The following is a 24,572-nucleotide window of genomic DNA, read 5'->3' as shown; positions in this document are numbered from 1 at the left end:
AAAAATGCAATATTTATTACCTGGGTTGAATATGTTTGTTAATAAATTGATGGGTTAATAGACTATGGGGTCCGTATTTCACAGATATGGAAGAGTGCAAAGTTGAGTCTATCATAAATGAATACTGAAACTAAAAAGTCTGGCCAGCAACAGCGACGTGCAACACCAACTGCAAGTGCAATGGCGAAAATCGCGGGCTTCATGCAGCGCATGAATATTGAGTGTACACCAGCTAATTTCGAACTAATTTTTGCGGTTCTTAGCGGCGAAAATGATGAATTACGGCAAGAGTTCAGTCAGTTAAGTAAAAACATTACGCAACAAGATCTCGATCCGCTTATCAGAAAACATATTTCGCATCACATGGAAGATGACATTGCCTCGGAATCCATCGAGACAGTTGGCGATGAGTTAAACGAATTTATCGAATTGGTGCAATCCGAAAGTAATTCACTCGAAAAATTTGATCAAGTTATCAAACAACAAACTCAAACACTCGCGGACCCTAAAAATGTTTCCCCTGAGAAGCTAAAAAGTACACTTTCCACTATTACAGCTGCAACACAGCAAAAGATGGAGGAAGGCAAAAAAGTCCGTGAAGCTGTCTCCGCTCAAGCAAGACGCCTAGATGGTGTTGCCCAAGGTTTGAGTGATTTCAAACAACAAAAATTCATGGATGCGCTTACTGGGCTGCCAAACAGACGTGCATTCAACAAAGAATTGCTCACAATTTACAAGGGTGAACGCGCCCGTAATTGCTCATTGCTCGTTATAGATATCGATGCTCATACCAATATTAAAGAAAATCTTGGTTCACTAATTGCAGACAAATTTGTCGTCCATATCGGTGCGATCATTGAGCAAGTTTGTCAGGATAGTGATTTTCTGGCTCGCTCTGGCGACACGCAATTCTCTGTTCTGTTCTGGAATATTAATGATCAAACAGCTAAAAGCATCGCAGATAAAGCCAAAGCGATAACGGCTAAAACACCTCTTCTTAATGCCAGCAATGGCCAACCTATTGGAAGCGTTACGATTTCAGGTGGCATTTGCGGTTCGAATATCGCGACATCAACTGGTGAATTGATGTCCAGGGCAGAAGCTGCGCTGAGCATGTCAAAGTCGAAAAACGGCAACCAAGTAACCGTCTTTGAAGAACGTCGCACTGGTGATACAGATCTCGAACGCGCCTCCTATTCATTTTACGAAGCATCTTAAGCGACAGTTCGTTTAAATAGACGGTTTCCGATAATATACTCCTCAGTGATTCACAGCTCCGGAGTAACCTATGAAATTCATCGAAACCATCGAACATCTGGAAAAAGTTTACAGCGCACCATCTGGGGCATCGATTATAAAAGTTTGTAGTAAGTTAACTCCTGGACATCGCTCATGGGTCGAACATTCAAAACTTTGTATTCTATCAACTGTAGGCCCAGAAGGAACCGACGCAAGTCCGCGCGGTGATGAAGAACCAGTTGCACGGATTCTAGATGATGAGACGTTGGCTATACCTGATTGGCGAGGCAATAATCGCATTGATAGCCTTCGTAATATTGTCCGCGACAAACGAGTTTCGTTGATGTTTTTTGTAGGCGGCTCTAACAATGTCATTAGGGTTAATGGGCACGCATATGTTACTATAGAACGTGAGGTGATCCAAAAACTCTCACGTAAGGATGCCTCTCCTCGCAGTGTAATAATAGTCAAGATAGGTGAAGTATATTCCCAATGCGCAAGGGCACTTATTCGCGCCAATCATTGGAACGAAAGGCCCGACCTTACAACGCTACCCACAATCGGCGAGTTACTCAAAGAAGCAGCCAATGGTGATTTCGATGCGCAGACATATGACAAAGAATGGACTGCGCGCGCGGCAAAAACTATGTGGTCAGCAGAATAGAACACAGATCAAATGAACGATGTAAAACATCATAAGTAAGCACGGTTCAAGCCATGCTTAGTGTCAGTCCTGTGCTTGAAGCGCTGTGATTGCGATACAATCACACACATCTTGCGCACTACACCCACGAGATAAATCATTAGCTGGTTTCGCCAGCCCTTGAAGAATTGGTCCAATGGCCGTTGCACCACCGATGCGCTGTGCAATTTTATACCCAATATTTCCTGCTTCCAAGTTGGGAAACACAAATACATTCGCATCACCTTTTAAAGGTGAACTCGGAATTTTGGATGATGCAACAGATGGCACAAAAGCAGCATCAAACTGCACCTCGCCATCAACTATTAGATCAGGGCGTTTTTCTTTCACAAGATTTGCAGCGCTCTCAACTTTTTTCACAACGGCATGTGACGCACTTCCAAGAGAGGAAAAACTCAACATTGCGACTCTAGGTTCAGCATTTGTAAACTTAGCGAATGAATTCGCCGAGGCAATTGCGATGTCTGATAATTCCTCATCTGATGGGTCAATACTAATAGCACAATCTGCGAATACGACAGTCTCTTTTCGCACATGGTGTTCTTGGTTCATAACCATAAGAAAGAAACTGGAGACAGATTTTGCGTCTTTTGCCTTCCCAATAAGCCGAAATGCTGCCCGCACGGTTTCTGCTGTCGTTGCAACAGCACCCGCCACCGAACCATCAGCATCACCAAGACGCACCATCATAGCTGCAAACGACAATGGATCTTTCATAGCCTTAAAGCTTTCCTCTTCTGAGAAAAATCTAGGCTTAGGATGATTTTTATAATAGTCGGCATACGCCTTTGCGTAACTATCCAATAAAGAGCTGGTAGTTATATCAATGATCTCAATTCCATTAATATCAAGACCCTTTTCCTGTGCCAAAGCATTAATTGTATCTTGCCGACCAATTAAAATCGGAGTTGCAAGACGCAGTTCGCTCGCACGAACTGCGCCTTCCAATATGCGCGGGTCTTCACCCTCTGCCAAAACAATACGGCAATTGGTATCCCGGGCTTTTTCGTAGATCAGATCTAACGGGTTGATCATGATACGTTCTGTGGTCGCATATCGTCTTTATTGATGCCAGCAACAACAACAGGTTGCTTCATCGCATCCCGACGGAATGGCTCACCAAGTTCTTGGTTCAACACAACTTCGATAAATGTTGTCTCGTTGCGCTGCATTTGGCCTTCAACAGCAGTATTAAGTGCCTCTGTCAATGCATCCATTGAACGAACTTGAACGCCCTTAAGACCGCAACCTTCTGCGATTTTCGCATATTCCACACCAAGATTTAGCTCAGTACCCACAAAGTTGTCTTTAAACCACAATGTTGTGTTACGTTTTTCAGCACCCCACTGGTAGTTACGGAAGATAACCATTGTGATCGGTGGCCAGTCATTACGGCCAATCGCAGTCATTTCGTTCATAGAAATACCAAACGCACCATCACCGGCAAAACCAACAACTGGAGTTTCAGGGCACGCAATCTTCGCACCAACAATTGCAGGAAGACCATAGCCACAAGGACCAAATAAACCAGGAGCAAGATACTTACGCGGCTCATCAAATGATGGATATGCATTACCAATCGCACAGTTATTGCCAATGTCAGATGAAATAATAGCATCTTTAGGAAGCGCTGATTGAATTGCACGCCAAGCCATACGCGGCGACATACGTTCTGGTTCGCGGTCACGTGCACGCTCGTTCCAGTTTGTGCCCGGATCATCATCCTCATGGTCCATTGATGTTAGAGTTTGCGCCCATGATGATTTGGTTTGGTGAACAAGAGCTTCACGGTCAGAACGGCCAGCATCGCCAGCAGTTGCAGGTAGCTTATCGAGAATTTGCTCAGCAACAAGCTTCGCATCGCCTTGGATTGCCACTGATACTTTCTTCGTCAAACCAATACGATCCGAATTCATGTCGACTTGGATGATTTTGGCATCTTTTGGCCAGTAATCTATGCCGTAACCTGGAAGCGTTGAAAACGGGTTCAAACGCGTACCCAAAGCCAGCACAACGTCAGCTTTTGCAATCAGTTCCATCGCAGCTTTTGAACCATTGTAACCAAGTGGGCCAGCATGCATTGGGTGTGAACCTGGGAACGCATCATTATGCTGATAACCACAGCAAACCGGAGCAGACAATTTTTCTGCCAAGGATGCAGATGCTGGAATTGCGCCGGCAAGAATAACGCCAGCACCGTTTAGGATAACCGGGAATTTTGCAGATGCTAAAAGATCAGCAGCTTCTTGAATTGCATCCGCACCACCGCGAGGACGCTCAAGACGAACAATCTGAGGAAGCTCAATATCAATCACCTGCGTCCAGAAATCACGCGGAACATTGATTTGAGCAGGAGCAGAACCGCGCCATGCTTTTTCGATCACACGATTAAGAACTTCCGCCATACGTGAAGGATCACGAACTTCTTCTTGATAACAAACCATGTCTTCAAACAATTTCATTTGCTCGATTTCCTGGAAACCACCTTGACCAATTGTTTTATTCGCTGCTTGAGGCGTAACCAAAAGAAGCGGAGTATGGTTCCAATAAGCAGTTTTTACAGGCGTTACGAAGTTTGTAATACCAGGACCGTTTTGCGCAATCATCATAGACATTTTGCCTGATGCGCGAGTAAAGCCGTCCGCAATCATGCCGCCTGATGTTTCGTGTGCACAATCCCAAAATTTGATTCCAGCAGCTGGAAAAATATCAGAAATCGCCATCATAGCTGACCCGATAATACCGAATGCATGTTCGATACCGTGCATTTGTAGCGTTTTTACAAACGCCTCTTCTGTTGTCATTTTCATAACTGGTAATCCTTCTCACCGATGTTTGTAGTTTTTATTAGTTATTCTAATTCAGAGCTTTTAGTACCCATTAAACGTCAGCCCCCATTCGAATGGATAATTTGATGGCAATGTCCGTCAAATTGGCAACAATTTGCTTACCCTTTTCAGGTGTTGCGTCTTCCTTAAGCATACTCACAGCAATGCCCGCGATAGGTTTATTCTTTGAATCCAAAACAGGAGCGCCATAGCAAACCAATCCCTCGCTCACATCTTCATTATCAAACGAGTAGCCGCATGCCTTATCAGATTGTAATTGTTTAATCAGAGCATCAATGCTTTCAGCGTCAGCAACATTTGCGTATAGTTGCCGAACATCAAATTCATTCATATGGCTCATCATGGCTTTACCAGTTGCGGTAATACTAGCTGGCAATCGCATACCGGAACGGAAGTCAAAGCGCCCCTCTGTAGCCTCTGAGTTTCGTGCTGCAATATATATAATGTCGGTATTCTCTAAAACGGAGAGCGTAATTGTCGCTCCCGGCAAATCTGTACCATCATCCCAGATGGTGGCAAATTCGCTGGCGATATCACTGCGCGCAGTAAATGCATTTGCCCACCGCATCACATGTGGACCCATTTGATAGGATTGATCCGCACGACGAACAAGCAAGTTTAGCGAGACCAGTGTGCTGCAAAGTCCATGGATCGTGCTCTTGGCGAGACCTAACTCATCCGCAATATCTTTAGCGCTCATACCAGAAGGATGGCGACCAATTACATCGAGAATTTGCACGCCACGAGCAAGAGCAGGAACAAGTTTAACTTGGTGATCTTGATCAGACATAAAACCCCTCCTCCCTTGTGTGTTATTAATAATAATGAAGGCATACTTGCCCCGTTGACGACATTCTATAAATGAACTAACAATCAAAATCAAGAACCAAGTTCGATATACTGAACTATTTTTCGTAATTGGAGCTAACATGTTGAAATTAAACGATCCAACTCTTCTTGAAACACGAAGCTTTATTGGAGGAGTGTGGGAAAACAGCAAAAATACTTTTGACGTCGTCAATCCCGCAGACGGAAATCTCGTCGCAAAGGTTGCTGATTTCGGCAAAACTGGTGTTCGCAAAGCCATTGACGCGGCCTATGCAGCACAAAAAGACTGGGCAGCTTATACCGCAAAGGAACGCGCTGATATTCTTTTAAAGTGGCATGATCTCATTTTGGAAAACCAGGAAGACATGGCGCAAATCCTAACGGCAGAAATGGGAAAACCCATCACTGAGGCACGTGGTGAAATCGGCTATGGTGCAAGTTTCATCCGCTGGTTTGCTGAGGAAGCACGCCGGATAGATGGCGATATTATTCCTGGCCATCAGCGCGATAAACGAATTTTGGTACTTAAACAGCCCATTGGTGTTGTCGGCTCCATCACACCATGGAACTTTCCCAACGCGATGATCGCTCGCAAAGTAGCCCCTGCCCTAGCATCAGGCTGCACATTTGTTGGCCGACCTGCGGAACTTACTCCCCTATCTGCGACGGTCATGGCTGTCTTGGCGGAACGCGCTGGCATTCCAAAGGGTGTTTTGAATATCGTAACTGGCTCGGATGCCGCAGAGATGGGCAAAGAGCTATGCGAGAATACAAAAGTTCAAAAAATTACATTCACAGGCTCAACTCGTGTTGGCTCAATACTTATGCAACAATGTGCCGGAGACATTAAGAAACTATCACTTGAACTTGGTGGCAATGCACCATTCATTGTCTTTGATGATGCCGATATCGATAAAGCAATTGAGGGCTGCCTCATTTCCAAGTTCCGTAACGCTGGACAAACATGCGTCTGCGCAAACCGTATTTATGTACAGTCCGCTGTGTATGATAAATTTGCGAAGAAACTCGCCGATGCAATGTCTGATCTTAAAATTGGCCATGGTTCAGAAGACACAACAAAAATTGGCCCGCTCATCAGCAAGACTGGCCTGGCGAAAGTTGAAGATCATTTATCAGATGCAACATCAAAGGGCGCTAAGGTTCTAACCGGCGGCAAACGCAGCGATAAAGGCGAACTCTTTTTCGAACCCACCGTATTAGCTGATGTTACAAATGATATGAAAATTACGCGTGAGGAAACCTTTGGACCGATAGCACCTCTTTATAAATTTGAAACAGAGGATGAAGTCATTGAACGGGCTAACGATACCGAATTCGGACTGGCTTGCTATTTCTACTCCAACGATCTTAGTCGTGTTTGGAAAGTAACAGAGGCTCTCGAATACGGTATTGTGGGTGTGAACACGGGTTTGATCTCTTCAACGGAAGGGCCATTTGGCGGGGTCAAACAATCTGGTCTCGGTCGAGAAGGTTCTAAATATGGTATCGACGATTTTCTTGAACTAAAATATGTCTGTATGAGCGTCTAGAACAGGCATCAGGCTATTTTCAGATTATAGGCCGCATCAAAACCGTTGCGGCCCTTTCCGGTCTCTAAGCTCACCTTCTGCCCCTGCTCCAAGCCTGAAAGTCCACATCGTTCAACCTCTGAAATATGAACAAACACCTCTGCACCATTATCTTCGCGCGTGATAAAGCCAAAACCTTTTGCTTGGTCAAACCATTTTACAACACCAGAAATCATCTCATGCCTTTACGTTAATAAGGTCGGGTTTGCTTTCACATAGTCTTCGACAAAACTGGTGAATGCTTCCACTTTTGCGGGCAGCTTTTCATAAGGCGGATAATAGGCGGTCATCCAAATTTCCGGCGACTGCCAATCATGTAGAATTTCGACAAGACTTCCTTCTTCCAAATGGTTCAAAATCATAAATTTAGGGATAGCAATAATCCCATGCCCAGCAGCAGCAAGATCTGCGATTAGATCACCATTATTGCAGATAAAGTTATGTTCGCTTGTAACAGTTTCGACACTTCCATCAATCAAAGATGTAACTTGAAACTGATGACCGGAGGCAAAATGTGAATAACCCAGTCGCATACGTCGCCCGAGTTCGGAAGGACCTTGAGGTTCACCATAATTACGCAAGTAAGCCGGGCTTCCCACAAATATTCTCGGGACAACGGCAATTTTACGCCAGATTGTCGAAACATCGGACGGTGGCCCTGAAATGCGCAATGACATATCAAATCCATCTTTAACAATATCAACAAACTCATCCGACAATTCTATATCAAGTTCCAGATCAGGATATGTCATCATCAAGCGGCTTAATATCTGAGGTAATATCCGTTGCCCAAGCGAGAACGGCACACTCACACGCAGCTTGCCCTGTAATGTTTCATGCTGTTGGCGTACAAGTTCATCGGCTCGATCAAGTTCGCCGAGCAAAGGCTGTGTACGTTCCAGATAAATCTGACCTGCAACAGTCAGCGAAACCTTCCGAGTTGTTCGGACAAGTAACTGCACGCCGAGCAATGCTTCAAGTTCTCCAACATAGCGCGTCGCAATCGAGCGCGTAATGCCCAATTGCCGCGCAGCTTCGGCAAAACTTTTATGTTCTGCAACTTTTGCAAAAACACGTATTCGCTCAATCTGACCAGCCATGAAGATTCATCTCCGTAAGTTTATACGCCAAAATTTGTTGCACAATCCGCAACATTACACAATTAAATGACGCTATATTTTCGCTCAATATGATCCAAGCTCAAAACAATGACGTATTGGTTAACGAGAGGTAAATATCATGACACGACAAATTAAAACCCTTGTTGCATGCGTAGTTCTTTTCCTGAGTGGTTTTGTGATTGGAGCGACGGCCCAAAACATTGCAAAATCTGACACGTTAGAAGTTCAAAGAGTAATTTCCGATCAACTTTCCGCTTTTATCAAAAATGATGGGGCTCGCGCTTATTCGCACGCAGCTCCATCCATTAAAAAGATGTACCCAAACCCTACCCATTTTATGGCAATGGTTGAACGTGGATACGGAGCAATCTATCGATCAACAACCTATGATTTTGGCCGTAGCAAAGTTGAAAACGGCAACATATATCAAGAATTGATCTTAACGGGAGAGCGTGGAAATACTTGGGAGTCAATTTACGCATTATCAAAGCAAGATGATGGCAGTTGGAAAATAATGGGCGTACAAATGAGGCGTAGCGAAAACTCAACACTTTAATTTTGCACCACCCGTCCAACTTGCCCATGCTTCAGGCGTATCAAGGTCAATGAGAATTGCATCATCCATCTCAAGCTCAATTACATTTTCTTGTTCAGACTTAATGAGCGCACGCGCACCCTCATCGCCTGACATGTTTTTCAGTTCACTATAATAACATTGATCGAACAAGACAGGATGCCCATAACGACCATCATCAGTTTTTGGGCGAACAATCTTACCAGTCTGATGAGTTGAAAGTATTTCATTAATATGGTTCGGCGTTAAATCTGGCATATCTGCAAGACAAATCAAATATCCTCCTGCATCTTCGCCAGCGGCATTGACCCCCGCTTTCATTGATGCCGACATACCTTTATAAGCTTCCGTGGCGCAGATAATTTCAACATCAAAACCAACAAGCAAAGCACGGTATTTCTCAATACCACTCCTTACAACGACAATGCATTTTGATATATCCGATGCACAGACATTTTTCACCGTTCGATGTAACAACGGCTTATTGTCTATCATCATCATCAATTTGTCATCTTCACCCATACGCGACGATGACCCTGCTGCAAGTATGATCGCTGTTATCTCGGTTCTGTTACTCATTTAACTTCGCCAAATATCGTTGATATAATTCCAAAGTCATTTCCCAAAATGGATACGATCGTAGCCAATGCGTTACTTTCACCGCTCTTTAGATAGCTTAACACAACTTGTGGGATGAGCTTGCATGTTATGTAGTTATGAATATCTCCCACCCCTCTGCGTTCAACTGACGGACGCAAATATAAGCCACATGAAAACCTACCTTGAATACGTACGCGACATCAATTACGCCTACTACAGATGTTTCAAAATGGCGAGATATATGCAAAGCTGATCCAAATATATAAAGCGAACGGAAGAGATATGTCACACTACCCTGTAAGGATGGATGTTAAGCCAGAAGTCACCGCTTTTTTTGACGAAGCTACAAATACAATCAGCTATATCGTCAAAGACCCAAGCTCAACTGCTTGCGCTATTATCGATTCCGTAATGGATATCGACTATGCGGCTGGTCGCATAACTCATGACCATGCAGATAAAATGATAAACTTCATTAAAGACAATGAGCTGAAACTTGAATGGATCATAGAAACACACGTCCACGCCGATCATTTGTCTGCAGCTCCCTACATCCAAGACAAACTTGGAGGGAAGATAGGTATCGGCCAAAAAATTATGGTCATCCAGGACACCTTCGGTAAGATTTTCAATGAAGGAACCGATTTCCAACGGGACGGTTCGCAATTTGATGCGTTGTTTGAAGATGGCGACACATATCAAATTGGCAACATGACTGCATTTGCAATCTATACGCCTGGCCACACGCCAGCTTGCATGGTGCATGTGATGGGAGATGCTGCTTTTGCTGGTGATACACTGTTCATGCCAGACGGCGGTTCTGCTCGCGCAGATTTTCCAGGAGGTGATGCGGGGCAACTTTACGATAGTATTCAGAAAGTCCTTGCGCTACCTGAACAAACGCGTCTCTTCATGTGTCATGATTACGGACCAAATGGCCGAGATATCAAGTGGGAAACCACCGTCGGGGATGAAAAGAAATTCAACATACATGTAGGTTCGGGCAAGACAAAAGAAGAATTCGTAAAATTTAGAACCGAACGTGATGCCCAACTTTCGGTACCCAAATTAATTATTCCATCTCTTCAGGTCAACATGCGTGCAGGTCATGTGCCTCAAGACGAAGACGGCAATCCGGTCCTCAAAATTCCTGTCAATGGGCTTTAGATGACTTGAACGACATGAAGAAACCAACGCAACTACTTCTATTTAAGAACTACATTTGGCTCTGGAAGACCTCTAAAATCAACTGATCTGTAAAACGTCTTTCCCTGGGGCGAAGATGCATCTCTATGCTCCTCGCTTAATCCTTCCATAGCACTTGTCACAAACAGAGTTTTAAAATCTTGGCCACCGAATGCAGGGCAAGTCGTCTGGGTTGCCGGAAAATTTAAACGCCCAACCGAGTTACCGCTTGGATCAAATCCTTCAACGCAGCCTCTGCCCCAAAAAGCCACCCAGATGTTTCCATTTTCATCTGTTACAGCGCCATCAGGTCCGCCGTTTTGGTTTGTAAAGTCAAGGTAAACATCTGGATCAGAGATTGGCCAACCAGTTGCTTGATCCAACGCTTGCCGCATGATTTTCTTTGTCGGTGTATCTGTGAAATACGCGTACTCACCATTTGGAGAAAAGCATATCGAATTTGGTATTGTGACATTATCATGGAGTTTTCTAACTTCACCTCGGCAAAATCTATATATAGCGCCTGCTTCGTTTTCGGCATTCTTACCCATGGTACTAACCCAAAAACCATGCTGGCGGTCAGCCCTCCCATCATTAGAACGGGTAATAGAATTTTCCGCCTCAATTTGGATAATAGGAACAATATCGCCAGTCGGGATAGAAAACTCACAAAGGCCAGTCTCACATGAAATCAATAAACTATTTTTATCAATCCATGCCGCAGCCGATACACATTCTGCAAAATTCCATTGCTTGGTTTCCCCATCGATATTTGTATTGAGGGTTTTAGATAAAATATCAAACCAAAATAGACAATTCAGCTCAGGGTGCCAAAGTGCGCCCTCTCCTAATTCGCATTTTCTTTCATCGTAGACTAGATATTTACTTTCTACAGTCATCTACATGCGCCTTATGTTCGTCTAACCAGTCCCCTGAAAACGACCTAATATTTATATTAACGAATTAGCCCGAATTATGTCATATTCTGTAGTTATGATTCATTATCATCACAAGGAATTTTTGACATGAAGAAAATTATCGCAGTTATTGCAGTCTCAGCAGCGCTGGGGGGATGCACCACAACCGAGAAAAGTGCCGCTATCGGCGCAGGAACTGGTGCCGTAGCCGGCGCACTTATATCAGGCAATGCAAGAGGCGCAGCAGTAGGTGCGTTGGTCGGCGGAGCGGCAGGTGCACTTCTAGGAAGCGTCAGAGGTCAACCCGGTAAATGCAGATACTCTGATGGCCGAGGCGGATCATATATCGCCGCTTGTTAAGCATTAATTATTAGAACAACCGTAATGGCTGCCAAAACAATTGGCGGCCATTATTTTTTTATAAAGATGTAATCCGTTTCCTGAACGCGCGTTTCGCCAACCTCTAAGATGGCATTTGGATAGGTTGAATTATTCGGAGCATCCGGCCAAATCTGCGTTTCAAGACAAAATCCGGCACCTGGCTTATATGTCTGACCACTTAGCCCTTCAACCGATGGCTTGATACCACCGCCAGCGTAGAATTGGATTCCAGGCTCAGTAGAAAATACATTAAGTTCGATATTAGATGTCTTGCTAAAAACCTTTGCAACATGACGCTTATCACGCTGCTCATTGGACAGGCAGAAATTGTGATCATAAGCCACAAATCCATCTAACGTGCGAACAGGTCTGAGTTTTTGAAAATCAAAAACACTCCCTTTGACAGCACTCGGTATTCCTTTTGGAATGAGGTCATCATCAACCTCAAGATAACGATCTGCGTTAATTTGCAATTCATGATCATAGATATCCTCAGAGCCGTCTAAGTTAAAGTAGCTATGATGCGCTATATTTGCAATCGTTGGCTGATCAGTTTCAGATTGATAAATAATCCGAAATGTACCTCCATCCAGAAGAGAGATTGAACAGGTAATCTTACAATTTCCAGGGTAACCACATTGTTCATCAGGGTCGAGAATTGAAAGTTTTACATGATTGGCACCAGCATCTTCTATTTCCCATATACGGTCAGATATGCCGGATGTTCCGCCATGCAGATGATTGCCAGTGGTTTCATTTCGGTCCAGTTGGTAGCTATTACCATTAACTTGAAAATGACCATCTTTTATCCGATTTGCAAAGCGACCGACACTTGCGCCAAAATATGGTGAATGATTTAAATAATCTTCGAAACGGTCATAACCAAGAACAAGCGACGCATCATGCCCCTCAAGTCTTAGGTCTTGCAAACAAGCACCATAGTTCAATACCCGCGCCGTCAGTCCACCGCCCTTTAGCGTCATACGCTTGACATCGTTACCTTCGAGTTGACCAAAAACTTCGATCATTTAATCCTCCTATGACTCCAATTCCTCACGCAACATCTCAAGTTCGAGCCACTCTTCTTCCCAAGCCGTCATGTCAGCTTTAATTTTTTCTAACTCTTTTGCAGCTTTTGCAAAACCGTCAGGATCTCTTGTGAAGAAATCAGCACCAGACATTTTTATCTCAATTTCCGATGCTTTAACTTCAGCTTCGGCTATTTTATTTGGCAACGTCTCAAGTGCAAATTTTTGATTGTAAGATAATTTATTTTTGCTCTTTGGTGCCGCGCTATCTTTAGATTTTCCGCCGCTTTGGTTCGTACGTTTCAGCTTCTTCTCGGCGGCCAAAACTTCTTTACGCTGCGCCAACATATCTGTATATCCACCAGCATATTCAAGCCATTTCCCATCCCGATTTTCAGGGTTTGAGGGCGCAATAGTAGATGTAACTGTTCGATCCAAGAAGTCTCGATCATGGCTAATAAGGATCACTGTACCGGGGTAATTCGCAACCACTTCTTGCAGCAAGTCGAGCGTTTCCATATCTAGGTCATTGGTTGGTTCATCCAACACCAGAAGATTGGAGCTTCGTGCCAAAATGCGAGCTAGAATTAAACGCGCACGTTCCCCACCTGACAATTTTCGAATTGGCGTTCTGGCCTGTTCTGGAGCAAACAAAAATTCTTTCATATATCCGGTTACGTGTTTTTGCTCACCACGCACCAACAGGTTTTCTCCGCGACCATCTGTAAGATAATGTGCAAGAGTTTCGTCAAGCGGCAAATTAGAACGTTGCTGATCAATCTGCGCAAGTTCCAAGTTAGTACCAAGTTTAACGTGGCCAATATCCGGCTTCAAAAGTCCGATTAGCATATTTAAAAGCGTTGTTTTACCCGCACCATTTGGCCCGATCAGACCTATGCAATCACCGCGATGGACCCGGATTGAAAAATCATCAACAATAGTTCTCTCATCATATGTTTTTGATATACCTTTAGCCTCAATAACCAGCTTTCCAGATTCTTTACTTTCCACCTTGGGTGCATCTATTTTCCCCGTAGGGCCGGTATGATTGCGATGTTGCGCACGTAAACTATGCAAATCCTTTAAACGACGCTGATTACGCTTCCGGCGGCCACTAACGCCATATCTGAGCCAATGTTCCTCACGTACAATCGTGCGGCCAAGTTTATGTTGCTCTAGCTCTTCTGCCTCTAAGATCTCATCACGCCATGCTTCAAAATCGGAAAAACTCCGCTCAAGCCGACGAGCCTGTCCACGATCGAGCCAGATAACGGCGTTGGAGACATTTTCGAGAAAACGCCTATCATGCGAAATGAGCAGAAGTGAACTTCGCAATTTGGCAAGCTCACCCTCAAGCCACTCAATTGTTGGCAGATCTAAGTGATTGGTGGGCTCATCCAGCATCAAGATATCCGGATTAGGTGCAAGAACACGCGCAAGCGCCGCCCGACGTGCCTCGCCTCCAGATAAATGATTTGGATTTTCATCACCTGTAAGACCTAAATGAGATAATAGATATGTGGCTCTATGTGGATCATCACCCGGTCCTAAACCTGCTTCCACATATTCCATAACATTTGCAAAATTTTCAAAATTTGGAGATTGTTCGAGATAGCGAATAGTGGTTGAGGGCTGCAAAAAAATCTCACCACCATGAGCGTCTATGAGACCGGCAGCTATTTTCAACAAGGTTGACTTGCCAGAGCCGTTCCGGCCAATAACGCATATGCGTTCGCCCGGCGTTAACTGAAAGCTCACATCGTCAATCAACGGATCTCCACCAAAACTATGATGTATATTATCCAGTTTTAAAATTGGAGGCGCCATATTAAATTCCTGAAAAATCTTTAGGTCTTGCAATAATAATAGCTCGTCCGGAAGCAATATGAATACTCAAATTACCTTTGACGGCGTTCGATAATGTATAGGTAGAACCGAATTCAACATCTATATTTTTGAGAGGGTATTTCGCGCCTGTAATTGTCAATCCAGTGAGCGATGTAAGAGCAAGAATTGAAAACAAAGACCCCTCCGGCAGAGCCAAATCCAAGTGACCATCAATAATAGGCCAATAGTCTTCGTCTCCTGTGGAGGCAAAAATTTCTACACCCTGCTCGTGATGAAGCAACATTTCAAAGAGAACACCCAGCGAATGATCAAACCGATCACCTCCAGTTGCACCGAGGAGAACAATCTCCTTTGCACCGCGTTTAAGTGCTGCATTGATGGCAAGACTACCATCAGTTTCATCTTTTTCTCGCCCAAAGGTCAACTTTTCGACATGATTATACTGTTCAACTAGTTCTTGGGGGCTAGAATCAAAATCCCCAACCCATAGTTCTGGAGTAACTCTAAGTGCGTTTGCATGAGAAATACCAGAATCAGCTGCAATGACGCGAGCAGAATGGCAAAGAGCATTGATGCGATCATCCACACTCAAATCACCAGCTAATAAAATTACAAATCGTTCACGAGACATCATAACAACAGCAGATATCAGGTTTTCACGCACTTACCAGCATATTGTCGTTAAAATAAACCAATTGCTACAATCAATTGAGGAAACTAGTATCTCTCCCGCACCGCATGATCTATCAATTACGACAAATGCTCGCTAATATGTCAATCTGGTCAAGAGTTATTGCAAAACACGCATGAAGAATATTCACAAAAGTTGCTCCATAATTTCAAATCCCCTCGGTAAAATAAACCTGGCGAGATTTGCTGCTGTGGCTTTTTTTGTGGGCGGATTAGCAGGGTGTATTACACCAAGCGATCTTGAAAGCGAATTTGCACCTTCATCAAACCCACAAACTGTTGATCAACTGCAGCTTGATGATAAACGCGCGGAAATTGGTGCAAGACAACACCCCAAAATTGTAGCCAGTTATGGCGGTGAATATCGAGATGCAAATGCTTTAAAAATGATAGCCCGCATTGTTGGTGTTCTTACAACGGTTTCTGAAAACCCTATCCAATCGTACCGGATTACAATTTTAGATGCCCCCTCTGTCAATGCCTTTGCTTTACCAGGTGGTTATCTTTACATCACACGAGGCCTGCTTGCTTTGGCAAACGACGAGGCTGAAATAGCCGCGGTTATATCGCATGAGATGGCACATGTAATTGCAAACCATGGTATTCAGCGGCAACAACAACAAGATGCAGCGCTGATTGCCGGTCAGGTTGTGTCCGAAATTCTATCCGGCAATTTATCAACCAATAGTGTTCTGGCGCGCAACAAACTGCGCCTTGCCGCATTTTCTCGTCAACAAGAATTACAAGCTGATGAAATTGGCATACGAATGCTCGCACAAGCAGGATATGACCCCGATGCATCGGTGCGCTTCTTAAAATCTTTGGAAAATTTTAGTGCATTTAATGCTGAAGATCAGACATTCTCAGGTCTAAACTTTTTATCCAGCCATCCATCTACCCCTAAGCGACGAGCCGCGGCACAGAAATATGCGGATCAATTCACATCTCCATCATCACAAACAACAAACCGCGCTAATTTTATGCGGGACATTAATGGACTAACATTTGGCGACAATGCTCAACACGGATATGTTCGCGGTAATACATTCCTACATGCAAATTTAGGCATTCGCTTTGATGTACCCGATGGGTTTGAAATCGACAATACAAGCGATGCGGTTTTGGCAAATGGGCCAAACGAAATCGCCACGCAATTCGATGCTGTTGAGATTAAAGCAGGTAGCTCACTCGATAGTTATATAAACGATGGCTGGATCAAGGGGCTTGAGCCTTCAAGCATAGCACGCACAACAATCAATGGTCTGCCTGCATTAACTGCACGCGCACAGGCTGATCGGTGGATATTTGATGTTACGCTCATTCAATATAACGAATTTTATTATCGCTTTCTGACAGCTGTTCCAAAAACCAAAGCGCGCTACCTATTGGTTGCTAAAGAAATTGCCGGTAGTTTCCGCGCGTTAAGCCAAAATGAGGTTGCCAACCTGCGGCCCTTGCGCATTCGAACCGTTCAGGTCGCACCTGGTGATACCGTTTCTTCTATTGCGGCAAAAATGCTTGGAACCAACCGAAAAATAGAGTTGTTCAGAGTTTTAAATGCGTTGCAGTCGGGGGCGACCTTAACGCAAGGTTCAATTGTAAAAATCGTCTCAGAATAGAAAAAGCCCGTTAAACAGATTTAACGGGCTTTCTTTATAAGATGTCCTAAAAAATTATGCAGCGGCAGAACCATCATTTTCTGATGTTGCAGCTTCTTCTTCGGTTTTCTTTACACGTCTCGCCGGAGGCGTTTTATTCAAGTTAACTTCGATAAGCTGAACTGCTTCCGTATCTGAAATCTTCTGGACTGCGGATAGTTCACGAGCCATACGATCAAGCGCTGCTTCATAAAGCTGACGTTCTGAATAAGATTGCTCAGGTTGGTTTTCTGCACGATAAAGATCGCGAACAACTTCTGCAATTTGAATAAGATCACCTGAATTAATCTTCGCATCATATTCCTGCGCACGACGCGACCACATGGTACGTTTAATACGAGCACGACCTTGAACAACTTTCAAAGCGCGTTCTACGAAATCTGTTTCTGATAGTTTGCGCATGCCGATTGAAACAGCTTTTGCGACCGGAACCTTCAAGCGCATTTTGTCTTTATCAAAATCAATAACAAAAAGCTCAAGTTTATGACCAGCTACTTCCTGCTCATCAATTTCTGTAATTTGACCAACACCATGCGCCGGGTAAACAATAGATTCACCAATTTTAAAACCTTGGCGTGTTGAAGTTTTTTTTGTCTGGGTTGCCATCTGTGTGTATCACACTCCCTGTTGGACATTCCATCAACACAGCGGAACGTCTTGTTTTTGTTTCCGTTTTCAACGGAACTATTCCAACTCAATTAAGCTCAAACATTTTCATGCACTCGCTGTAAAACAAGCGCAGGATAGGATCGGTATATTTATGTTGAAGGACCACTCTGCCCAAATGGTCAAATTGACGATGCCTCGTATGCCGTAATTTTTTTGTCAGTTTTGCGACAATAACACAAAAACCTAACAATTTCAACGTGCGCGTAAAAACCGGTCACAAACTCTTAAGATATAGTTAATTACGGAAATGTATGCACAGTCATTTAGTCCAAATAACTATTGATCGCCCAACCCCGGAGCCTCAGAGAAGAACTTCTTATATTTGTCTTCAACACCATCCATCTCTTCGGCATCAGCAGGTTTTTCTCTGGCAACGGTAATATTTGGCCACTTTTCCGCAAAATCTGTATTGATTTTAAGCCATTTCTCCAAACCAGGATCAGTATCTGGCGAAATGGCTTCTGCGGGGCACTCAGGCTCACAAACGCCACAATCGATACATTCATCTGGGTGAATCACCAGCATATTGTCGCCCTCGTAGAAACAATCAACAGGGCAAACTTCAACACAATCCATGTATTTGCAGCGTATGCAATTTTCGGTCACGATATAAGTCACGTGCTACTCCAAATATTCTAATATTTACGTTCTGGTAAATGCTTTAATCCTGCATTGCAAGGAATTATGTTCCATAAATTAAGGGCCTATCGAGCAACATTTTCCAAAGCACGATATAACCTGCATATTTCAAGATGGATATCGAAACCGATCAAGCTCTCGCTTTTCTTTTTTTGTAGGCCGTCCAGCACCCGGATCTCGAGATGGCGCACTCATTTGCCGTATGTGTTTTTCATCCTTTGTAACAGGTGGTGGCGACAAATCTTCGTAAAGTTCTTTGGCTTCCTGATAGGGGCCCCGCCGTTCTCCAAAGTTTATAATACGCAAAACCAAGACGGATCGCTCAAGGGTAATCGTTAACACATCATCCAGTTTAACCTGATAATTTGCAGACGATACTTTATCCTTATTAACGCGCACCTTTCCACTTGAAACAAGCTTACCAGCAAGCGTGCGAGACTTTACAACACGCATGAAAAACAGACATTTATCTATACGTTGCTTAACGCCTTCACTCACGTTTTCATCTGATCCTTAAGCGCTGCCAATTTAGCAAATGGAGAATCAGGATCAAGCGGCTTGTCCTTCTTCACAAACTTAGCAGAGTTTCCCTGCTTACCTTTGTTGTGGTTGTTTTTATTATGCTTGGTAAATTTCTTACCGCCGCCGCGATTAGATCGACCTTTATTTGCTCCATCGCCCTGAGCTCCAGACTTACCACGACCGCGTGTCCGTTCTTGCCGGCTCGCTGGACGCCAAAGTAAAACGGGCTTGGGCTCTTCTTCAACCTCAACAGCTTCATCCACTTTCGCAACAGCATCTTTATCTTCATCAGCTTTAACAGAAGGCTCTGCATCTTTTACGATCTGCTTGGTAGAAACTACTTCAACAACAGGGCCATCAGACTTCGCCTCGGCATCATCTTTAAAGCCTGCCAAATGCTCTTCTACAACCTCCGCCGCGATAGGTTCAGCGCGATAACCAAGACCTTTTAAGATCTCCTCAATATCTTCCGCTGTAGCACCTAAAATCGAAAGCATTGATGGTGTCGAAATGAATGTTTTGCCATCATAACCAGCCTCAGGGCGCGGACCATCTCCGGGGTTCCAACTAAGTGCCGGACGGATAAGGTCTGCAAGGCGTTCTAAAATATCAATACGCACCGCACGCTTACCCAGGAAACGGAAGCCCGCAAGGCGATAGAATTCGCGTTCAAAACTCTGATCTGTTTGCATAGATGTACGTCCAGCAGCTAGTCCAGCGATGACCTCACCAAAACCTGCTTTCTCAAATCCATCATTTGAGATTGCCCATAACAAGGTAATCAATTCAGCAGGTGCTGGCTTAAGCAATGCCGGCATGAAGATGTGATAAGCACCAAAGCGAATGCCATAGCGACGTAATATGCCGCGTTCAGATTGATCAATGCTCTTTACTGTTTCATGAACATCTCGACGGAAAAGAACACCCAATGCTTCAACAATTTGAAAAGCGAGACCGCGGCCTAACCCTTCAATATCATCTGCACGAGATAATTCATCTAAAGGTTTTAACACTGTCGCAATATGGTGATTTATAAACCGCTCAATACGAGCAATCACTAAATCACGTACATTCTCGGCAATCTGATCATCAGCTAAAATGATCACTTTCGGCTTCATGATGTGATCACCCTTGGTCAATTTACCAACGGGTTCACCATTCCATCTGATCGTACCATCATTACCAATTGCAAAATCACCATTTGCGCCAGCATGCAATCGAGCAGCACGCGCTTCAAATTCTATGACCAAAGCACTTTGTGATGCCGCCATTACAGCCTTTGCATCCAAACCTTCAGCCGACTTATCCGGTACAAACCGAAATCCATTCAGTTGACCTACATGATGACCCTCGACGAACATATCGCCATTTACACTTATTTCTGCTTCCAGCATTGCTTTCTCTCTTAACCGCTTCATCAGCACAGATGTCCTGCGATCTACAAACCGTTTCGTCAACCTCTCATGTAGCGCATCAGACAAACGATCCTCAATTTCACGTGTTTTTTCTTGCCAATGTTGCGGATTTGCAAGCCACGCAGGATGATTTGATACGTATGTCCATGTTCTAATTTGAGAGATTCGCGCAGACAATGTGTCAATTTCACCATCTGTCTTATCTAAGAGACGAAGTTGTTTGGCAAGATAATCCTCATCTACCGAACCTTTAATCACGAGATCCTGAAAAATAGTTGAGATCAATTCACCATGTTGGGCGGGTGCAACACCACGGTAATCGGGAAGTGCGCATACTTCCCATAAAGTTTTCACCCGCGATGCGCTGTTGGTATATTTCGTAACATCATCATCCCTTGATAGAAATTCAAGCGCCCGCTGATCAACACTCGGAACAGCCTTTGTTAGCCCGTTTATCACGGGTGTGCGCTCCAAACTCGAAACGAGATTCGACAAAGATGAAAAATCAAGCTGCTGATTGCGCCATTGCAATATCTTCACAGGTTCAAATACATGCGCTTCCAAACGCTCAACGGTTTCTTCATTTAAAGGTACCGCATGTCCTGTCACGCCGAAAGTGCCATCGGTCGTATGCCTGCCTGCTCGGCCAGCAATCTGACCAAGCTCTGCAAGATTTAATGGTCTATACTGAAAACCATCAAATTTATGATCTTGCGCAAATGCAACATGATCAACATCCAGATTTAGCCCCATACCAATAGCATCAGTTGCTACAAGATAATCAACATCACCATTTTGATAAAGTTCAACTTGAGCATTGCGGGTTCTGGGGGACAACGCACCCAAAACCACCGCTGCACCACCACGCTGGCGACGAATAAGTTCTGCAATGGCATAAACTTCATTGGCAGAAAACGCGACAACGGCGGAACGTCTTTGCAGCCGCGATATTTTGCGCGAACCGCTATATTCGAGGCGTGAGAGACGCGGTCGCTCGATCACATATAGGCCTGGCATCATGCGTGATAGTACATTGCGCATAATATCCGAGCCAAGCAGCAGCGTTTCCTCAGTACCCCTTAGATGCAATATTCTATCGGTGAAAACATGCCCACGCTCTAAATCAGATGCAAGCTGAACTTCGTCAATTGCAACAAAAGCCGCGTTTGTTGTGCGGGGCATCGCTTCAACAGTGCACACCGTGTACGCTGCATTTGGCGGACTGATCTTTTCTTCACCCGTTACTAATGCAACCTTACCCTCCCCGACACGTTTGATAAGTCGCTGATAAACTTCGCGAGCCAGGAGACGTAATGGCAACCCAATGACACCACTTTTATGGGCAATCATTCGTTCAATTGCATAATGGGTTTTACCAGTATTTGTCGGTCCCAAAACAGCCGTTACGCCGCGACCACTTACGACAATCGGATCTACTGGTATTTCAGAATGTCTATTCATAAATTGAACTCACACGTCACTTAGTTTTTGCTAGCATAATTAAGCAAAACAAACACGAAAAAAACACGTTATGAAAACCTCGCCTGTTAACGAATGGAACAGGGATAGAACGAATCGGCTACGAATCGCTGACTAAGCTCATTTCCCGTTTTGTTCACGGCTACATATTGCGATCAGCGCAAAAAAGTGAACAAAATATCGACATTGACTGAAGATATTCTATTGAATTTTCCATTGAAAAGTTAATAACAACTCCGATGGGTTTAGAATATAAAAAACTATGTGAAAAACCACACATCCGATTAACTATTTTAGTTACACTTTGTTAATCAAAACAAACAGATAGTTAAAGTTAAAGTCAATTTTTGTTCAAAATCATTAAGCATTAGACCAAAAGCGGAACGAAACAGACACGAATCGCTCACCTGAGTATGTTCTTATTTTGTTCATGACTACATATTGCCCAACCCATGCACCGGATAACTAATTTCCACCTCTACAATCCATATATTGAGAGGAAACCTAATGCTCACTGTTAATCAGTATTAACAAAGCGTAAAAAAAGGCGCCTCAATGAGGCGCCTTAGCATTCAATTTGTGACTAAACTCTTAAGAGAAGTATTGACCACCATTTGCAGAAATTGTTGACCCTGTGATGAAACCAGCATCATCGGATGCAAGGAAGACAACGCAGCGTGCAATCTCTTCCGGCTCGCCCAAACGGCCAACTGGAATAAGTGGTAAAACATGTTTTTCTAACACATCCGGGTCAATTGCTTTGACCATATCAGTGCCAATATAGCCTGGGCAAACAGCATTGACTGTGATCCCAGCGCGAGCGCCTTCTTGAGCCAGCGCTTTGGTCAGACCAATATCACCCGCTTTGGCAGCAGAATAATTAGCTTGGCCAGCTTGGCCTTTTTGACCATTGATAGACGAAATGTTAATCACACGACCAAATTTACGAGCGCGCAGGCCCGGCCAAATTGGGTGTGTCATGTTGAAAACACCATTTAGATTGGTGTTGATGACTTCATTCCATTTTTCAGGAGTCATTTTGTGGAACATACCATCGCGAGTAATGCCTGCATTATTCACTAGAACTGAGATTTCACCCAAATCCGCTTCAACTTGCGCGATACCGGCAGCACATGCTTCATAATCTGCAACTGACCATTTATACGCTTTAATGCCAGTTTCTGCTGTAAAGGCAGCGGCGGCCTCATCATTACCTGCATAGTTGGCGGCAACAGTATAACCAGCTTCTTTTAATGCTACAGAAATGGCGGCGCCGATACCTCGGGTGCCGCCAGTTACGATTGCTACTTTACTCATAATGTCCCTCTTGATGAAATGTCTGCTAAAGTCGTTAAAGTTTAACCTAAATTGACTTTAGCAAATTTTCAAAAAAAGACATATGTTATTATGTAATAGCTGCCTAACGTTCAACGCAAAGCGCTACGCCCATACCACCACCAATACATAGTGTAGCAAGGCCTTTATTCACATCACGACGAACCATTTCATGGATAAGTGTGGTTAGAACACGTGCGCCGGAAGCACCAATTGGGTGACCAATTGCAATCGCGCCGCCATTGACGTTTACGATTTCGGGATCCCAACCCATATCCATGTTCACAGCACATGCTTGTGCAGCAAATGCTTCATTCGCTTCAACAAGATCAAGATCGCCAACAGACCAACCCGCGCGTTCTAACGCTTTACGCGATGCTGGAATTGGACCAATACCCATAATTTGTGGATCAACACCAGACGTTGCCCAAGATGCGATACGCGCCATTGGTGCGATATCGCGCTTATTCGCTTCTTCGTCAGACATTAAAATGGCTGCTGCTGCGCCATCGTTCAGGCCAGATGCGTTCGCGGCGGTAACGGTGCCTTCTTTATCAAAAGCAGGACGAAGTTTACCAACACTTTCAAGCGTAACACCATGTTTGATGTACTCATCTTCTTCAACGATTGTATCACCCTTGCGACCTTTAATCGTATGAGCAACAATCTCATCTTTAAATTTGCCAGCTTTTTGAGCAGCCTCAGCTTTGTTTTGAGATGCGACAGCAAATTCATCCTGTGTTTGACGAGACAGTTCCCACTTCTTGGCAATGTTCTCAGCCGTTACACCCATGTGATAACCGTAAAATGCTTCCGTCAGACCGTCTTTTATCATTGTATCAATGAGCTTCATATCACCCATTTTTGTACCCGCACGCATATGAGCACAATGAGTAGACAATGACATAGATTCTTGACCACCTGCCGCAATAATATCAGCATCGCCACTCATAATTTGCTGCATGCCAATTGCCATCGCACGCAAGCCAGACCCACAAACTTGATTAAGGCCCCAGGCCGTTGCTTCTTTCGGGATACCGGCAGCCATTGCAGCTTGACGTGCAGGGTTTTGCCCCATGCCAGCTGTTAGGACTTGCCCCATGATAACTTCATTCACCGCGTCAGCTTCAACACCAGCTTTTGCAAGCGCACCTTTGATCGCAGTCGCACCAAGATCATGTGCAGGCGCTTTAGCAAACGCACCACTAAAAGAGCCGACCGCTGTTCTGGCGATGCCAGCAATTACAATTGAACTACTCATAAATTATTCCTCTTTATAGCCAGTTTAAATACAAACTGCGCG

The 24,572-nt window shown here is 44.2% G+C and carries 23 protein-coding genes; 7 read left to right on the top strand and 16 right to left on the bottom strand.

Annotated features, from left to right (window positions below):
* Positions 1 to 117 precede the first annotated feature (117 nt).
* Positions 118 to 1,218, top strand: a complete 1,101-nt coding sequence (locus AB2J24_RS09315; protein ID WP_367385275.1) for a GGDEF domain-containing protein — start codon at positions 118 to 120, stop codon at positions 1,216 to 1,218.
* A 70-nt stretch (positions 1,219 to 1,288) separates the two neighbouring features.
* The gene (locus AB2J24_RS09310; RefSeq protein ID WP_367385274.1) at positions 1,289 to 1,903 is read left to right on the top strand and encodes an MSMEG_1061 family FMN-dependent PPOX-type flavoprotein; all 615 of its coding nucleotides are present in this window, start codon (positions 1,289 to 1,291) and stop codon (positions 1,901 to 1,903) included.
* A 63-nt stretch (positions 1,904 to 1,966) separates the two neighbouring features.
* Here AB2J24_RS09310 and pta read toward each other — a convergent pair whose 3' ends face one another.
* From pta to AB2J24_RS09295, 3 genes are all read right to left on the bottom strand, one after another.
* The gene (gene pta, locus AB2J24_RS09305; RefSeq protein WP_420883641.1) at positions 1,967 to 2,974 is read right to left on the bottom strand and encodes a phosphate acetyltransferase; all 1,008 of its coding nucleotides are present in this window, start codon (positions 2,972 to 2,974) and stop codon (positions 1,967 to 1,969) included.
* Positions 2,974 to 4,752 carry a sulfoacetaldehyde acetyltransferase gene (gene xsc, locus AB2J24_RS09300; RefSeq protein WP_162653143.1) on the bottom strand — a complete coding sequence of 593 codons (1,779 nt, stop codon included), beginning with the start codon at positions 4,750 to 4,752 and terminating at the stop codon, positions 2,974 to 2,976. Before xsc ends, pta begins: the two co-directional genes overlap by 1 nt.
* Positions 4,753 to 4,822: 70 nt before the next feature.
* Positions 4,823 to 5,581 (bottom strand): IclR family transcriptional regulator, encoded by a 759-nt coding sequence (locus AB2J24_RS09295; protein WP_367385272.1) that lies wholly within the window; start codon positions 5,579 to 5,581, stop codon positions 4,823 to 4,825.
* A 139-nt stretch (positions 5,582 to 5,720) separates the two neighbouring features.
* On the opposite strand from AB2J24_RS09295, the gene AB2J24_RS09290 reads away from it, so the two are divergent.
* On the top strand, positions 5,721 to 7,169 hold the full coding sequence (locus tag AB2J24_RS09290; RefSeq protein ID WP_367385271.1) for an NAD-dependent succinate-semialdehyde dehydrogenase: 1,449 nt from the start codon (positions 5,721 to 5,723) through the stop codon (positions 7,167 to 7,169).
* Between the two features lie 8 nt (positions 7,170 to 7,177).
* On the opposite strand, the gene AB2J24_RS09285 is transcribed toward AB2J24_RS09290, so the two are convergent.
* Positions 7,178 to 7,384 (bottom strand): cold-shock protein, encoded by a 207-nt coding sequence (locus AB2J24_RS09285; protein WP_162653146.1) that lies wholly within the window; start codon positions 7,382 to 7,384, stop codon positions 7,178 to 7,180.
* A gap of 9 nt (positions 7,385 to 7,393) precedes the next feature.
* The gene (locus AB2J24_RS09280) at positions 7,394 to 8,308 is read right to left on the bottom strand and encodes a LysR family transcriptional regulator (RefSeq protein ID WP_367385270.1); all 915 of its coding nucleotides are present in this window, start codon (positions 8,306 to 8,308) and stop codon (positions 7,394 to 7,396) included.
* Positions 8,309 to 8,447: 139 nt separating this feature from the next.
* Here AB2J24_RS09280 and AB2J24_RS09275 point away from each other — a divergent pair, with 139 nt between their 5' ends.
* Positions 8,448 to 8,885, top strand: a complete 438-nt coding sequence (locus AB2J24_RS09275) for a DUF4864 domain-containing protein (protein WP_162653148.1) — start codon at positions 8,448 to 8,450, stop codon at positions 8,883 to 8,885.
* Here AB2J24_RS09275 and AB2J24_RS09270 read toward each other — a convergent pair.
* Complete coding sequence (locus AB2J24_RS09270) at positions 8,874 to 9,482, bottom strand: nucleotidyltransferase family protein (protein ID WP_162653149.1); 609 nt, start codon at positions 9,480 to 9,482, stop codon at positions 8,874 to 8,876. The two genes, AB2J24_RS09275 and AB2J24_RS09270, sit on opposite strands and share 12 nt — an antisense overlap.
* 303 nt (positions 9,483 to 9,785) lie before the next feature.
* Here AB2J24_RS09270 and AB2J24_RS09265 point away from each other — a divergent pair, with 303 nt between their 5' ends.
* Positions 9,786 to 10,670, top strand: a complete 885-nt coding sequence (locus AB2J24_RS09265) for an MBL fold metallo-hydrolase (protein ID WP_367385269.1) — start codon at positions 9,786 to 9,788, stop codon at positions 10,668 to 10,670.
* 38 nt (positions 10,671 to 10,708) lie between these two features.
* On the opposite strand, the gene AB2J24_RS09260 is transcribed toward AB2J24_RS09265, so the two are convergent.
* Complete coding sequence (locus AB2J24_RS09260) at positions 10,709 to 11,587, bottom strand: SMP-30/gluconolactonase/LRE family protein (protein ID WP_367385268.1); 879 nt, start codon at positions 11,585 to 11,587, stop codon at positions 10,709 to 10,711.
* A gap of 126 nt (positions 11,588 to 11,713) precedes the next feature.
* On the opposite strand from AB2J24_RS09260, the gene AB2J24_RS09255 reads away from it, so the two are divergent.
* Complete coding sequence (locus AB2J24_RS09255) at positions 11,714 to 11,965, top strand: YMGG-like glycine zipper-containing protein (RefSeq protein ID WP_162653152.1); 252 nt, start codon at positions 11,714 to 11,716, stop codon at positions 11,963 to 11,965.
* Between the two features lie 50 nt (positions 11,966 to 12,015).
* Here AB2J24_RS09255 and AB2J24_RS09250 read toward each other — a convergent pair whose 3' ends face one another.
* Genes AB2J24_RS09250 through AB2J24_RS09240 form a run of 3 tightly spaced genes read right to left on the bottom strand, consistent with a single transcriptional unit; the run spans position 12,016 to position 15,526 of the window.
* Entirely contained in the window at positions 12,016 to 13,014 is a 999-nt protein-coding gene (locus AB2J24_RS09250) for an aldose epimerase family protein (RefSeq protein ID WP_367385267.1), read from the bottom strand.
* 9 nt (positions 13,015 to 13,023) lie between these two features.
* Positions 13,024 to 14,841 carry an ABC-F family ATP-binding cassette domain-containing protein gene (locus tag AB2J24_RS09245; protein WP_367385266.1) on the bottom strand — a complete coding sequence of 606 codons (1,818 nt, stop codon included), beginning with the start codon at positions 14,839 to 14,841 and terminating at the stop codon, positions 13,024 to 13,026.
* Position 14,842: 1 nt separating this feature from the next.
* Positions 14,843 to 15,526: a thiamine diphosphokinase gene (locus tag AB2J24_RS09240; protein WP_367385265.1), complete on the bottom strand. Its 684-nt coding sequence runs from the start codon at positions 15,524 to 15,526 to the stop codon at positions 14,843 to 14,845.
* Positions 15,527 to 15,743: 217 nt separating this feature from the next.
* Between AB2J24_RS09240 and AB2J24_RS09235 the strand changes: the two genes are divergently transcribed.
* Positions 15,744 to 17,171: a M48 family metalloprotease gene (locus AB2J24_RS09235; protein WP_367385264.1), complete on the top strand. Its 1,428-nt coding sequence runs from the start codon at positions 15,744 to 15,746 to the stop codon at positions 17,169 to 17,171.
* A gap of 54 nt (positions 17,172 to 17,225) precedes the next feature.
* Here AB2J24_RS09235 and AB2J24_RS09230 read toward each other — a convergent pair whose 3' ends face one another.
* The 6 genes from AB2J24_RS09230 to AB2J24_RS09205 form a co-directional block, all read right to left on the bottom strand.
* Entirely contained in the window at positions 17,226 to 17,816 is a 591-nt protein-coding gene (locus AB2J24_RS09230; RefSeq protein WP_162653156.1) for a CarD family transcriptional regulator, read from the bottom strand.
* A gap of 339 nt (positions 17,817 to 18,155) precedes the next feature.
* A complete protein-coding gene (gene fdxA, locus AB2J24_RS09225) occupies positions 18,156 to 18,497 on the bottom strand; it encodes a ferredoxin FdxA (protein ID WP_162653157.1) in 342 nt (113 codons plus the stop codon).
* A 129-nt stretch (positions 18,498 to 18,626) separates the two neighbouring features.
* Positions 18,627 to 19,016 carry an RNA-binding S4 domain-containing protein gene (locus tag AB2J24_RS09220; RefSeq protein ID WP_367385263.1) on the bottom strand — a complete coding sequence of 130 codons (390 nt, stop codon included), beginning with the start codon at positions 19,014 to 19,016 and terminating at the stop codon, positions 18,627 to 18,629.
* Positions 19,013 to 21,883 (bottom strand): helicase-related protein, encoded by a 2,871-nt coding sequence (locus tag AB2J24_RS09215; RefSeq protein WP_367385381.1) that lies wholly within the window; start codon positions 21,881 to 21,883, stop codon positions 19,013 to 19,015. Before AB2J24_RS09215 ends, AB2J24_RS09220 begins: the two co-directional genes overlap by 4 nt.
* A 642-nt stretch (positions 21,884 to 22,525) precedes the next feature.
* Complete coding sequence (phbB, locus tag AB2J24_RS09210; RefSeq protein ID WP_162653159.1) at positions 22,526 to 23,251, bottom strand: acetoacetyl-CoA reductase; 726 nt, start codon at positions 23,249 to 23,251, stop codon at positions 22,526 to 22,528.
* Positions 23,252 to 23,354: 103 nt separating this feature from the next.
* Entirely contained in the window at positions 23,355 to 24,530 is a 1,176-nt protein-coding gene (locus AB2J24_RS09205; protein ID WP_367385262.1) for an acetyl-CoA C-acetyltransferase, read from the bottom strand.
* Positions 24,531 to 24,572: the final 42 nt, after the last annotated feature.

Source organism: Lentilitoribacter sp. EG35, assembly GCF_040784015.1.
Classification (GTDB): Bacteria; Pseudomonadota; Alphaproteobacteria; order Rhizobiales; family Rhizobiaceae; genus Lentilitoribacter.
This window is presented reverse-complemented; position numbering and strand designations above follow the sequence as displayed.

Excerpts from the sequence above, each read along its gene's own strand:
- AB2J24_RS09290 (WP_367385271.1), top strand. The coding sequence starts at position 5,721 with ATGTTGAAATTAAACGATCCAACTCTTCTTGAAACACGAAGCTTTATT.
- AB2J24_RS09295 (WP_367385272.1), bottom strand. The coding sequence starts at position 5,581 with ATGTCTGATCAAGATCACCAAGTTAAACTTGTTCCTGCTCTTGCTCGT.
- AB2J24_RS09315 (WP_367385275.1), top strand. The coding sequence starts at position 118 with ATGAATACTGAAACTAAAAAGTCTGGCCAGCAACAGCGACGTGCAACA.
- AB2J24_RS09280 (WP_367385270.1), bottom strand. The coding sequence starts at position 8,308 with ATGGCTGGTCAGATTGAGCGAATACGTGTTTTTGCAAAAGTTGCAGAA.
- AB2J24_RS09205 (WP_367385262.1), bottom strand. The coding sequence starts at position 24,530 with ATGAGTAGTTCAATTGTAATTGCTGGCATCGCCAGAACAGCGGTCGGC.
- AB2J24_RS09250 (WP_367385267.1), bottom strand. The coding sequence starts at position 13,014 with ATGATCGAAGTTTTTGGTCAACTCGAAGGTAACGATGTCAAGCGTATG.
- AB2J24_RS09255 (WP_162653152.1), top strand. The coding sequence starts at position 11,714 with ATGAAGAAAATTATCGCAGTTATTGCAGTCTCAGCAGCGCTGGGGGGA.
- AB2J24_RS09270 (WP_162653149.1), bottom strand. The coding sequence starts at position 9,482 with ATGAGTAACAGAACCGAGATAACAGCGATCATACTTGCAGCAGGGTCA.
- AB2J24_RS09285 (WP_162653146.1), bottom strand. The coding sequence starts at position 7,384 with ATGATTTCTGGTGTTGTAAAATGGTTTGACCAAGCAAAAGGTTTTGGC.
- AB2J24_RS09260 (WP_367385268.1), bottom strand. The coding sequence starts at position 11,587 with ATGACTGTAGAAAGTAAATATCTAGTCTACGATGAAAGAAAATGCGAA.
- phbB (WP_162653159.1), bottom strand. The coding sequence starts at position 23,251 with ATGAGTAAAGTAGCAATCGTAACTGGCGGCACCCGAGGTATCGGCGCC.
- xsc (WP_162653143.1), bottom strand. The coding sequence starts at position 4,752 with ATGAAAATGACAACAGAAGAGGCGTTTGTAAAAACGCTACAAATGCAC.
- AB2J24_RS09245 (WP_367385266.1), bottom strand. The coding sequence starts at position 14,841 with ATGGCGCCTCCAATTTTAAAACTGGATAATATACATCATAGTTTTGGT.
- AB2J24_RS09230 (WP_162653156.1), bottom strand. The coding sequence starts at position 17,816 with ATGGCAACCCAGACAAAAAAAACTTCAACACGCCAAGGTTTTAAAATT.
- AB2J24_RS09275 (WP_162653148.1), top strand. The coding sequence starts at position 8,448 with ATGACACGACAAATTAAAACCCTTGTTGCATGCGTAGTTCTTTTCCTG.
- AB2J24_RS09265 (WP_367385269.1), top strand. The coding sequence starts at position 9,786 with ATGTCACACTACCCTGTAAGGATGGATGTTAAGCCAGAAGTCACCGCT.
- AB2J24_RS09310 (WP_367385274.1), top strand. The coding sequence starts at position 1,289 with ATGAAATTCATCGAAACCATCGAACATCTGGAAAAAGTTTACAGCGCA.